We start from the raw sequence: 12,433 nt of genomic DNA on the forward strand, positions 1-12,433 counted from the left end.
ACACCAGGAGTGTGAGGACGATGACCGAGACCGACACCGCCACACCTCTTCTCGAACTACGCGACCTGGAGGTGTCCTTCTCCACCGCGCCGGGCGCGACGCCCGCCGTGCGCGGGGTCGACCTCACGGTGCGGCCGGGTGAGCGGGTCGCCGTCGTCGGCGAGTCGGGCTCCGGGAAGTCCACCGCCGCCATGGCGGTCCTGGGGCTGCTGGCGGGCCGGGGGCGGATCACCTCGGGCAGCGTCCGCTTCCGAGGCGAGGACATCACCACGGCGGGCGAGTCCCGGCTGCGCAGGCTGCGCGGCCGGGAGATCGGCCTGGTGCCGCAGGATCCGATGTCCAACCTGAACCCGGTGCGCCGGGTCGGGGATCAGGTGGCGGAGACGCTGCGCGCCCACGGCCTGGCCACGGGCGCCGAGGCACGCAGCCGGGCGATCGAGCTGATGGGCGACGCGGGCATCCCCGACGCCGCCCGACGGTCCCGGCAGTATCCGCACGAGTTCTCCGGCGGGATGCGGCAGCGGGTGCTCATCGCCATCGGACTGGCGTGCCGGCCGCGGCTGCTCATCGCCGACGAGCCGACCTCCGCGCTCGATGTCACCGTGCAGCGGCAGATCCTGGACCACCTGACGACGCTGGTGTCGTCGTCGGGCACGTCGCTGCTGTTCATCACCCACGATCTCGGTCTGGCCGCCGACCGGGCGGACACCGTGTTCGTCATGTCGCAGGGCCGGGTGGTGGAGTCCGGCTCGGCGCGTGCCCTGCTGGAGGACCCGCAGCACGAGTACACCCGGCGGCTGGTGGCCGCCGCGCCCTCGGTGGTGACCGCCCGGCGGTTCCTCGGCGGCGCGGCCCCGGCATCGACCACGGTCGTCGAGCGGGAGACTCCGGCCGAACTCGGTTCCAGCGACGCGAGGGGCACGGCGGCCGACGTCCTCGTCGTCGACGGGCTGGTGAAGGACTACCGACTTCGGGGCAGGCTCTCCGGGACGTTGCGCGCGGTCGACGACGTGAGCTTCCGCGTCCGCCGGGGCTCCACCACGGCGATCGTCGGCGAGTCCGGGTCGGGGAAGTCCACCGTCGCCAAGATGGTGCTGGGGCTGGAGACGCCCACGGCCGGGTCGGTGCGGCTGGACGGCCGCACGGTGCAGACCGCGCGCGGCGCGGAGCGGCGGGCGATCCGCCGGGCGATGCAGCCGGTGTTCCAGGACCCCTACGGCTCGCTGAACCCGATGTTCACCATCGAACGCATCGTGGACGAGCCGCTGCGGGTGTTCCGCACCGGCGACCGGCAGAGCCGCAGGCGGCGGGTCGCCGAACTGCTCGATCACGTCGCCCTGCCGCGCAGCGTCGCCCAGCGTCACCCCAACGAGCTGTCCGGCGGGCAGCGGCAGCGGGTGGCGCTGGCCAGGGCGCTGGCGTTGGAGCCGTCGGTGGTCATCTGCGACGAGGCGGTGTCCGCGCTGGACGTCCTGGTGCAGGATCAGGTGTTGCGGCTGCTCGCCGGCCTGCAACGCGATCTGGGTCTGACCTACTTGTTCATCACTCACGATCTCGCCGTGGTGCGGCTCATCGCCGACGACGTCCTGGTGATGCGGGCGGGCCAGGTCGTCGAACGGGACACCGTCGAGCGGGTGTTCGAGAACCCGGAGACCGACTACACGCGCAACCTGCTCGACGCGATTCCGGGGGCGGGCTTCTTCGGCTGAGGACCTGAGCTCGGGCAGGCCGACCGGACCGAGGACGGTGCGAGCCTGCACGAGCGACGGCGGGGTTCGATGCTGCTCCCGGGTCCGATTCGGCCCCGCCCGACGCCGCCTCGACGCCCCCGGTCGACGAAGGCTCATCCGACCTCGGCCCGGCCCCGATCCCGATCCGGCCGAGGTGCGGCGACGACGTCGACAGGCAGCGGCGCCCGGGGCACCGAACGCCGACGAACCCACGGAGCGGACTTCTAGGCCGTTCGGGCTATAGAGAAAGGGCATTCGGGGGGTCGACGGCGGCGGCTCTGGTCATCGCCCCCTGGGAAGGCCTTAGCTGATCGGGCGCGAGTGGCGCACCGTAGCAGCAGGGGGGCAGCCCGATGATCGACGCGGCAGGCATCGAGGCGTTGAAGTTCCGCGGCGACCCGCTCGCGGACGACGTGATCACCGAGTTGGTGGCCACCGATCAGGTGGGCGCGGTGAACGAGGTCCTCGCCCGATTCCGGTCCAACGACCAGCCCGTCCCCGAGGAGTTACCGCCGCCGGTGCGGGCGTATCTCCTCGCCACCGACGCCGTGCCGGACTGGACCGACCTCGATCGCGTGGCGGGCGCGTACGACTTCTTCATCGACGACGGCGTGCACGTCGCCTCGGTTCTGTCGTTCGGCGCGATGGTCAACTGCTACGCCCAGCCGAGACCGTCCCGAGTGCTGGCGCTGACGCACCGGCTGAACCAACCGCATCGACGGCTGTCGGAGACCGCGCAGTTCGTGCTCGACATGATGGCGCCCGCGCCGTTCGGGGCCGGTGGAGCGTTCCTGCCCACCATCCAGAAGACCCGGCTGATCCATGCCGCCGTCCGGTACTTCATCACTCACTCCGGCACCTGGGACGTCGAGGCCGACGGGGTGCCCGTCTGCCAACAGGATCTGCTCGGCGCGCTGCTCATCTTCTCGGTGCAGGTGATCGACGGCATGCGGCGGATCGGTGTCTCGGTGACCGAGAAGGAGGCCGAGGACTACTACCACGTCTGGCGGGTGACGGGCGCCCTGCTCGGGATTCCCGCCGAGGCGATGCCGGAGACCCTGGCCGAGGCACAGGAACTCAACGCGACGCTCGTCGAGGCCTCGTACGCGCCGTCGCCCGAGGGCGTGGAACTCACGCGGAATCTGCTCGACCTCTACGAGAGGATGGTGCCCGGCAGGATGTTCGACGGCGTCGTCGCGGCGATGGTCCGTCAGACGGTTCGTCCGCACGTGGCCGACTGGATGGGCGTACCGCATTCCCGAGGCTGGCGGGGCGCCGTCCGCGCCGGAGCCCGGTTGATGCGCCTGCTGGAACGGGCGGAGGACCGCAGCAGGATCGCCACGGCCGTCCTGGACAAGGCGGGCAGCCTGCTGCTCACCGGCAGCGTCCGCGTCCTCTGCGACGGGCAGCCCACCACCCTGAACATCCCCGCCGAGCTGAAGGAGAAGTGGCTCGCCTCGGGTGCGTGCCCGGCCGGTCGTCGGTGAACGGGTCGATGCCGTCTCGGTGCCGAGGGATCACCACGAGCGGCTGAGGACGCGGCGGCGCGAGGCGCTCGGATCGCGCGTCGGATTCCGCATGGCTCGTCGGCGGTCGCGGCCCTTGTTCGGCCAGGCGCCGGGCCTCATCGACGGCCGCTGCCACGAGTTCGCAGACCACGGCGCTGGCGTTGCGGCGTCGGCTGCGCGCCTGCCACCACCGACACGGGCACCTGCCGACCGCCGACCAGACAGGATGCCGACCGGACGGGTTGTCGACCGGACAGGGTGTCGACCGGACAGAGCGCCGTCCAGGCAGAGGGCCGTCGCGGTACTGCCTCCTTGTAATCTTCTTCTGCTGCTCGTGAACCGGAACTCGCCGGCGTGCCGCGCCTGCGAACTCGTGAACGGAGTGAATCGATGACCACGACGCCGGACAGGCAACAGGACGTCGACGCTCTGGACGGCCTGCTTCAGCGGCAGGTGGACTCCTGGGCCAGGGACGGCGCGGCCTTCGCGGACACGTTCACCGAGGAAGCCGACTTCGTGGCGGTCGACGGCAGCCACCTGCGGAGTCGGGCGGAGATCGCCGAGAGTCTTCAGGAGGGCTTCGACGGCTTCATGGCGGGAACCCGCATGTCGCAGGCCAGGGAACGGACGATTCGTTTTCCGTTGCCCGACGTGGCGGTGGTCGTCACCAGCGGCGTCTGCGTGTTGCGACCCGGCGAGCAGGAGTGCGCCCCGGAGGCGTTGTCGATTCAGACCCGGCATGCGGTGAAGCGCGACGGTCGCTGGCTCTTCACGACGTTTCACAACAGCAGGATGCACTTCTCCCACGACTAGTACTTCGGTGGCAGTGGCCCGGGCAGGCAGCCGGTGCCGGTAGCGGTGCCGGTGGTGGCGGCAGTGGCAGGCGCGGGCCTGGTGTCGGCGGCGACACCGGGTCGATCAGGCGATCGCGCCTGACTGACGGCTCGCCGGGGTGAGGATCGGCTGACTGGGCAGTCGTCGGGGACCTCACTGCTCGACCATGGGCAGTCCTGCCGGGCGCCGGAATCGAATCGCGTGGTCTGACGCCGTCCGCACCCCGCTCCACCGGCACCGCCACGGGTCCGGCATGATCTCGACGTCACCGAGTGTGAGGTGTCGAGCCGTGTCGGTCACGGACGTGGTCGAGCAGCTGCGGCGGGCCCACGCCCTGTTGTCGGACGCCCGCCGGGCGACGGCCAGGGCAGACGCGGCGATCACCGACGGCGCCGAGGTCTTCGCCACCGCCACCGCCGGTTCGACCCGATCCGAGGTCGAACAGATCAACCACCTGGCCCGCGCGTCCGGCAACGACGTCCGCGCGGCCCATGCACTGTTCGGCCAGGCGCAGGACCTCATCGACGGCTACTGCCACGGGATCGCCGGCCACGGGGTCGGCGATCCCGGCGTGCTGTCCTCGGTAGCGTCCTCCACCGAGGAGACGACGACTCGTCCGCCGTCTGCCGGCCCTCTGGCGGACGCCGAGCGAGGGTCCGCGCCGGAAGTCCGCTATGCCGAGGAGATCGCCGAGCTTCGCCGGAAGGAAACGAAGATCAGCCCCGAGAAGGTCATTCGCGTTGGCCGTCATCAGCAAGGCCATCTGGTATGGCTGGAGGTCGGCGACATCGACTTTTCCGGCCAAGCTCATATCCTGCGGCCAAAAAGAGAGCGCGAGTTTGCGAAAAAAGGTGTGCCGCTGCATCGGGTGGTGGATCTCATCTTTGCCGGGATCGAGCGCGGGGAGCACATCGGTTACTCCGGGCAAGGATCCGAGGTCTACGATGTAGACCTTGTCGGTGACCGGAAACGCGTCGTCCGTCGTGATCTCAGACAACGGCTACATAGTCACCGCCTATCCCCTCGGCATCGAGGACCGGCGAAAAATCCGACCGCACAAATACCGGAGGCAGACACTTCAGCATCCTTAAGGCGCCCGACGCATTTTTCCCGTTCGAGACAGCCGAAGACAAGATCGGTGACATCTTCACGGCTTATCCCACCTTTCTCAAATTGCTCAACTCGACTTGGTCGACTCACCATCACCGACCACGGCGTCGAATTCCTCGAAGCCGCCATCGAAACCCTCCGCACCGTCACAATCACCACCCTCCCCACCACCGCACTACCCCCCCATCCACCGAACCACCCTCATCACCCTCATCACCCTCCTCAACCGCCTACGCCACTGAACCGAACACCACGCCGAGGCAGGCAGAACAGCGCAGCGGGTCCCGCACGGCGACGCGTCGGGCACGGGCTCAGCCGCCGCGCTCCGCTCGGCGGCGTTCGCGGTGCAGCAGGATCACATCGGTGGTCACCACGGCGAAGGCGACGGCCGCGAGCAGCACGGCACCCCAGACGCGGGGCCACTCCCCGAGTGCGCCGGTGTCCACGCCGCCGAGGGCGATGCCGCCCGCGTCGCCGAGGGGAATGAGCCAGCCGTACAACGGCAGCTCCTCCTCGCCACCCGCGCGGGCCCAGGCGTTGCCGAGGATCGGCACCCAGTTGAAGGACACGGCATACAGGAGTGCGGCCACCCCGGTGAGCGTCATGGCACCGCCGAAGCCACGGAAGAGCCGGGTTCGCGCGAGAAGCGGCGCGGCGATCATACACGGCAGGGCCGCGAGGACCACCATGATGCCGAGTCCGTAGTGGAACAGCTCCACCTCCCGAGTCCCGGAGGCGAGGAGGGTCTGTGCCACCGCGAACCCGATGATCACGGCGAGGAGGCCGGACTGCGGATCGCGGGGCGCCTCGGGGCCCGAGGTCCCGTGCTGCCGCGTGCCGCCGCCGAGGGCGTCGCCGCCGCTGTGCCGATGCAGCGGCGGCGGCTCGCCCAGACCGGTGTCCTGGTAGACGACGGCGGCCTGGACGGCCTCGATCACCTTGCGCATCCTCGTCATCGGCTCGTGGCCGCTGAACGACACCTTCTCGGTGCCGAGCGTCAGCTCCGCCTTCCCCGACGACACCGCCAACGTCGCCAGCCGCTCGTACGGGACGGCGAGACCGCGATCCTTCCCACGCACGTGCATCGCCTGGTCGGTGAACCAGACCCGCTCACCGCTGTCACCCACATACCGATGGGTGGCCACCGCGATGATCGGCGCCTGGGCCGCCGCCCGTGCCGACCGGCTCGTCCTGACCCGCACCGCATCGACCTCCCGCAGTCGCAGCCTCGGCGCCACCCGCAGCCACAGCGTCGGCTCCTTGACGATGCCGCCGAAACGGTCGAGGAGGTTCGCGCGGATCGCCGCCGCCCGTTCCTCCAGCCAGTCGGGGGAACCGGGAGCGGCCCGGCCGAGGCCGTAGACCTCGGCACCGTCGACGACGAGCCGGATGTCGGTCTCCGAGACGGTCAGCCGCGCCCGCGTGCCGTTCCTGTCGAGCCGGAAGTCGCAGTCCAGCAGGCCGGGTCCCTGATAGATCCGGCGGCCGTCGACGAACACCTGTCCCTGCTGTCTCGGCACCGCACGGTATTCGACGACGTGCCGATCCAGGCCCCGACGCAGCTCCAGCAGGCAGTCGACGCCGCTGTCCCGGATGCGACGGCAGCGCCACCGCTCGGGAGGGCGGTCCGGGCCGGCCGTGGGCGGACGCTGGTCATCGGGCCACCCGTCGCGCCGGTGTTCTCGTGCGAAGACCCGAGACGGGTCCGGCCGGGCGTCGCCATGCCGAGGATCTTCATCGTCGGGCCGGGGCTCGGGGACGGCCCGGGAGTCCGCCCGCCGGGCGATGACCAGTTCGCCCTCCCCCGAGAAGCGCAGCTGTGGGGTCGGGCCGCGCCCGCCCGCGACCAGCCGATGCACCCGCCGATAGACCTCGGGAACGGTCAACGCCTCACCGGGGCCGATCTCCGTCAGCCCGCGCACCAGCGCGGCGGTGAAGGGACTGGCCTGGCCGGGGTCGGTCGTGTCCTGCGCGAGCTGTGTCGACCGGCTGCTCGCCAGCACGTAGCGGCCGCGATGCGGCGCAACGTCCGAGTCTTGGCCCGACAATCCAGGCGAGTCCGGTTCGGGACCGCCGAAGCCGGCCCGGCCGGGCGACGAGCCCCGGCCGCCGCGCCGAACACCGGACCGCAGCCCGCCCCACCACGACGTGACGTCGTCGACGAACGCCCTGGGGCCCGCGCCGCCCGGCCGCATGGCCGGGGCGCGGCCGGCGAGCCGGTCCGTCCCACTCAGGAGATCCGAGCCCTTGAAGGCGCCGCTGTGACAGCAGTCCAGCACCACGATGGTGCTGCGCGCCGCGCAGGACGTGATCATCTCGTTGACGTCGTCGGCCCGTAACGCGGTGGCGCGCAACCCTGCCGTGCGGGTGTCCCTGGCACACAGGTGCAGCCGATTATCGAGGTCGAGCCTGCCGTGACCGCTGTAATACAACAGCAGGACGTCGTTCCGGTCGGCCGAGGCGAAGAACTCGTCGAGACTCTCCCGCAGCCGCTGCACCTTCCGATCGGCCAACACGGCGACGTCGGCGGGTGCGAACAGGGCGCCGTCGCCCTCGATGAGTGCCCGCCGCAGCAACGCGACGTCGGCCGCCGGGCCGTGCAGGGCGGGCAGGCCGTGTGGATCGCTCGGGAAGTCGCCGTTGCCGACCAGCAGAGCGCGATAGCGGCGCTCGCCCGCCATCACCGTGCCCCGGCGCCGCCCGGCCCGGCGCCGTCGGATCTCCCGCCGCCGGTGGCCGGGTCGCCGATCCGCTCCCCCACGGCACGGGCGAGCGCCTGCAACGACGCCCGGTCGATGTTGTCGCCCGACACGGTGATCCGCTGCTCGGCGCCGGAGTCCCCGGTCCAGGTCAGCGTGAGCGTCCGCGTCCGGTCGCGGGCCAACCAGGATCGGAAGCAGGCCACGGCCGCCGTCAGCGCCCCGGAGGAGCCCAACGCGATCAACACCGTGTCCCAGGCGCCCTTGGCGCCCGGCACGGCCGCACCGCCCGTCGTGACGCCGCCGACCTCGTCGAGCAGCGCCGCGTACAGCGTCGACACCTGGCTCTGCCAGGCTTCCTCGTCCTCGTCGTACCGACTCGTTCCCGGCGTGATCGACACCTCGACGCTCACCACGTCACGCTCCTTCCCGGCCCCCGCGCGGACGTCGAGTGTTCGGCCGGGAGCCGTCGGTTACTGATCTACACCGCCGAGGCCCCGCGACGCAGCCGGTTTCGCCGGTGAATCGGTCGACGGCCGACACCGAGACGGGCTCCGAGCCACGACCGGGCGGACGCAGCGGCCGAGACGGGCGCCCGCCGTCGCGGGCGTCGACGGCGGCTGCCGCAGGGCTGGCTACCACAGGGGGAGTCGTGTTCGGCCAGAGCGTGTTGGCGTAGGGCCGAGCCATCCCCGCGTGCGCGGGGCCGATGTCGCCGCCCGACCAGGCGGCGGCAAGTCGGTGGAGCCATCCCCGCGTGCGCGGGGCCGATGCCGGTGGCCGTCGACAGGTCCATCGTCCCGGAGAGCCATCCCCGCGTGCGCGGGGCCGATCCGATTACGTTCTCGCTGCTCATGTACCAAAGGGAGCCATCCCCGCGTGCGCGGGGCCGATACGACGTCGTCCATGCCGCCTGCCCAGTGGACGGAGCCATCCCCGCGTGCGCGGGGCCGATTCGTCTCAGCGGTTGTCATGCCAGGCGTAACCAGAGCCATCCCCGCGTGCGCGGGGCCGATCTGACACCACCCTAGTTCGAGCAATCCATCATGGAGCCATCCCCGCGTGCGCGGGGCCGATGTCCGTCGACCAGGTACCCGCGTCCTTCGGCCGGAGCCATCCCCGCGTGCGCGGGGCCGATACTTGTTGACCAGGAAGTTTAGAGCTTCGGAACACCGTTTTCGACCACGTGATACAGGTCACTCCAGAGTGGAGGGTGCTCGCCCTCGGCCGGAGCGGTACAGCCCGTCACAGGGTTCGGCGGCCGTCCCGCACCCCACCCGGTCACGCCGACGACGAGACGACAGTCGCGGCCGACGACACGTGGTTTCGCCCGCCGTGCAGCGGTGGATCCGCACCGCACCGCCAGTACGCGGCACCGACCTGATGCGACGGCAGCCTGCTGCCTTCGTGCATGCCCGAACGCGGCCACACAGACGGGCGAAGGCCGCCGGTCCGGGCTTGCGGAGGGCGGTAGGGCTGGTCTCACTCCGGCCGTCACCGCTCACCTGCCGATCGGCTCAGCAGGCGACAGGGCGATTCGTGGGCGCGGGCGTCAGAAGACGCAGGTGCCGCGCGGCACACTGCCGTTGGCACGGTAGTGCACGCTGGCCACGACCGGGGATTCCTGCTTGACACGGGCTGCGAGAACCCGACCCTTGTCCGCCCAGACCCGTTCCTCCTCCGGGCTCAGGAACCCGGAGTCCCTCGAGTAGCTCACCGGATAGCGGTAGCCGTGCCGCAGGTGGAGGCTTCCTGCGGGACGGTCGATGCGCACACTGACCCGCTGGTGCAGGTAGGCCGTGCCCCAGCGCAGCGACGCCGAAGGCACGATCACCCTGCCATCGTTCCACCGCCGCCTGTGAGCCATCCCCGCGTGCGCGGGGCCGATCACTTGCCGAGAGACCTGGTACCGCTCGCTCAGGAGCCATCCCCGCGTGCGCGGGGCCGATTCGTACAGCGCCGCCGCGGTCCCCTTCAGTGGCGAGCCATCCCCGCGTGCGCGGGGCCGATCGTGGGCGACCGTCGCTGAACTCGCGCGAACGCGAGCCATCCCCGCGTGCGCGGGGCCGATTATCCCGGCTTTCGGTTGCCCCATGCCGCCGGAGAGCCATCCCCGCGTGCGCGGGGCCGATCAGCTGGACACGTTCACCGAGTACTCCCCGCAGGAGCCATCCCCGCGTGCGCGGGGCCGATGGTCGTCGGCCTGGTGCTCCCGCAGTGCGGCAGGAGCCATCCCCGCGTGCGCGGGGCCGATCAGCTAGATCTTCAGCTTCTTTTGCTGTGGCTTGAGCCATCCCCGCGTGCGCGGGGCCGATGTGGAGGTCTGGTGTGCCCGGGGCGGCACGGAGGAGCCATCCCCGCGTGCGCGGGGCCGATGACTGGCCAGCCAGGGCCAGTGCCGTCGCGAGAGAGCCATCCCCGCGTGCGCGGGGCCGATCTGCGCGGGGAGGATTTGCAGTCGTTGATTGGTGAGCCATCCCCGCGTGCGCGGGGCCGATACTTGTTGACCAGGGAGTTTAGAGTGTCGGAGCGCCGTTTTCGACCACGTGATCCAGGTCACTCCAGAGTGGAGGGTGCCCGTCCTCGGTCGGAGCGGCACCGCGCGCCACGGTGTTCGGCTGCCGCCACCGCGCCTGCTCGATCACGCCGTCGACGACACGACCGTCCACGAGGCTCTTCAGGCGAGGCAGCGCGATCCTCAGCTCCGACACGGCGCGGCCTCGGGCAGACGGCCTGCCGCGAAGCGGCCCGGCGTCACCTGCATGACCTCGCGGAACTCGGCCGTGAGGTGCGACTGGTCGTAGTAGCCCGCGTCGACGGCCAGCCGGGACCAGGAGTCCACGCCCGCGCTGGTCGCGGCCAGGACCGTCCGCACCCGGGTGACACGGGCGAAACGACGGGGCGAGAGGCCGACGGCGCTGGTGAAGACGGTGCGCAGCCTGCGTTCGCTGAGGCCCGCGTCGCGAGCGACGTCGCCGAGTCGTTCCGGGGTTCGACGCAGTCCGCCCGCCAGCCGGGCGGTGGCCGCACGCAGGAGGCGCACCCGATCCAGCGCGGGCCCGGTCCGGTCCGTCACGCGGCCGAGCAGCGTCGTCTCCAGTCGACGCAGCACGCCGGGCGGGTCGGCGCCGAGATCGGCCAGCTCCTCCGCCAGCAGCGCGGCCTGCCTGCCCCACAGGTCCCGCAACGGCACGGTGCGATCGGCGATCTCGTCGACGGGCACGTCGAGAAGCGACTCGGCGTGCCCGGGGCGAAGGCGCAGCCGCACGCACAGCGGCAACTCCTTCCCGGCCCGGTAGGCCGCGCGGGTGCGCGGGCCCAGCACGAGCAGATCGCTCCGGCCCTCGGCCGTCGTCCGCCACACCAGGGCGGTGGCCGGGTCCGGCGGCTGGGTGCGGCGGCGTCGCGGGCCGGTCGGGCCGCCGACGTCGTCGAGGCTGACCGACTCGACCCACGGGTGCAGCGCCGAGTGCAGGGGCGGCGTCTCCCGGCGACCCTCCGCCGCCGGAGCCGTCTCGTCCGCACGAGGCCGCGGCATCACGCTCATCCCGACACGCTAACCACCCCGGCCCGGACGCGGCATCGCGGCCGACCGCCGAATCTTCCTATAGTTCCTCGCCGCCGCCCGACAGGGTCGTCGCCATGATCCTGATCATCGGTGCCACCGGCACCATCGGCAGCCTGGTCCTGTCCGCTCTCGTCGACCAGGACGCCGACGTCCGTGCCCTCACCCGCGACCCCGACCGGCTCGCGGCGAAGTCCGCGCTGACCGCCGAACAGATCGTGCGCGGCGACCTCGACCAGCCCGAGTCGCTGTCCGCGCCGCTGACCGACGTGGACACGGTGCTTCTGCTCACCACCTTCGGGCCCGGTCTGCCCGCACAGGACCGGAACCTCGTCGCGGCGGCGGCCGAGGCGGGCGTGCGGCGGGTCGTCAAGCTCTCCGCGATCAGCACCGGCGAGGACCCCGCCGGAACCCGACCCGCCGACTGGCACCTTCCCGGCGAGCAGGCGGTACGGGGCAGCGGTCTGGGGTGGACGGTGCTGCGGCCCGCGGGCTTCGCGTCCAATGCCGTGCAGTGGGCCGAGTCCGTGCGCGCGGGACTGCCGGTGCCCAACATGTCGGGAACCGGCGCCCAGGGCGTGGTGCACCCCGGCGACGTGGCCGAGGTCGCGACGGCCACGCTGCTGTCGCCGGAACACGACGGCAAGGTCTACACCCTCACCGGACCCGAGACGCTGAGCGTTCCCGACCAGGCCGCGGTGCTCGCGGCGGAACTCGGGCGTCCGGTGCCGGTCGCCGACGTCGACATGGCGACCGTTCGGCAGCAGATGCTCTCCGCCGGGATGGACGAGTCGTTCGTCGCGGTGACCGAGTACGGCCTCGGCCGGTATCGCCGAGGGGACGGCGACTTCGTGACCGACGACGTGCAGCGGGTCCTCGGGCGGCCCACGCGGAGCTTCGCCGAGTGGGTCCGCGAGCACCGCGCGGCCTTCGAGACCGGCGACTGAGGACGTCGGGCAGGCCCAGGACAGGGACCCTTCCCGACTG

9 protein-coding genes and 2 CRISPR repeat arrays are annotated in these 12,433 nt (G+C 71.5%); of the genes, 4 read left to right on the forward strand and 5 right to left on the reverse strand.

The annotated features are described in order from the left end of the window. Nucleotides 1–20 precede the first annotated feature (20 nt). From AHOG_RS18215 to AHOG_RS18225, 3 genes are all read left to right on the forward strand, one after another. Entirely contained in the window at nt 21–1,709 is a 1,689-nt protein-coding gene (locus AHOG_RS18215) for a dipeptide ABC transporter ATP-binding protein (RefSeq protein WP_093944570.1), read from the forward strand. Between the two features lie 374 nt (nt 1,710–2,083). Further along, a complete protein-coding gene (locus AHOG_RS18220) occupies nt 2,084–3,217 on the forward strand; it encodes an oxygenase MpaB family protein (RefSeq protein ID WP_093942437.1) in 1,134 nt (377 codons plus the stop codon). A gap of 411 nt (nt 3,218–3,628) precedes the next feature. Next, on the forward strand, nt 3,629–4,051 hold the full coding sequence (locus AHOG_RS18225; protein ID WP_093942438.1) for an SgcJ/EcaC family oxidoreductase: 423 nt from the start codon (nt 3,629–3,631) through the stop codon (nt 4,049–4,051). 286 nt (nt 4,052–4,337) lie between these two features. Here the strand turns inward: AHOG_RS18225 and AHOG_RS28735 are convergent, their stop codons facing one another. From AHOG_RS28735 to AHOG_RS18255, 5 genes are all read right to left on the reverse strand, one after another. Further along, entirely contained in the window at nt 4,338–5,069 is a 732-nt protein-coding gene (locus AHOG_RS28735; protein ID WP_157736904.1) for a hypothetical protein, read from the reverse strand. Nucleotides 5,070–5,493: 424 nt separating this feature from the next. Next, complete coding sequence (locus tag AHOG_RS18235; RefSeq protein ID WP_093942440.1) at nt 5,494–7,863, reverse strand: caspase family protein; 2,370 nt, start codon at nt 7,861–7,863, stop codon at nt 5,494–5,496. After that, complete coding sequence (locus AHOG_RS18240) at nt 7,863–8,297, reverse strand: effector-associated constant component EACC1 (RefSeq protein WP_184450944.1); 435 nt, start codon at nt 8,295–8,297, stop codon at nt 7,863–7,865. Before AHOG_RS18240 ends, AHOG_RS18235 begins: the two co-directional genes overlap by 1 nt. A gap of 267 nt (nt 8,298–8,564) precedes the next feature. Next, a CRISPR array of direct repeats spans nt 8,565–9,020; the repeat unit is 28 nt; unit sequence GAGCCATCCCCGCGTGCGCGGGGCCGAT. Between the two features lie 413 nt (nt 9,021–9,433). Then, the gene (locus tag AHOG_RS18245) at nt 9,434–9,715 is read right to left on the reverse strand and encodes a hypothetical protein (protein ID WP_093942441.1); all 282 of its coding nucleotides are present in this window, start codon (nt 9,713–9,715) and stop codon (nt 9,434–9,436) included. 26 nt (nt 9,716–9,741) lie between these two features. Continuing rightward, nucleotides 9,742–10,379: direct repeats of the CRISPR family, unit length 28 nt; unit sequence GAGCCATCCCCGCGTGCGCGGGGCCGAT. A gap of 200 nt (nt 10,380–10,579) precedes the next feature. Next, nucleotides 10,580–11,428 carry a helix-turn-helix domain-containing protein gene (locus AHOG_RS18255; protein ID WP_211290442.1) on the reverse strand — a complete coding sequence of 283 codons (849 nt, stop codon included), beginning with the start codon at nt 11,426–11,428 and terminating at the stop codon, nt 10,580–10,582. Between the two features lie 95 nt (nt 11,429–11,523). On the opposite strand from AHOG_RS18255, the gene AHOG_RS18260 reads away from it, so the two are divergent. After that, nucleotides 11,524–12,393 (forward strand): NAD(P)H-binding protein, encoded by an 870-nt coding sequence (locus AHOG_RS18260; RefSeq protein ID WP_093942443.1) that lies wholly within the window; start codon nt 11,524–11,526, stop codon nt 12,391–12,393. Nucleotides 12,394–12,433: the final 40 nt, after the last annotated feature.

It is taken from the genome of Actinoalloteichus hoggarensis (assembly GCF_002234535.1).
GTDB lineage: Bacteria > Actinomycetota > Actinomycetes > Mycobacteriales > Pseudonocardiaceae > Actinoalloteichus_A > Actinoalloteichus_A hoggarensis.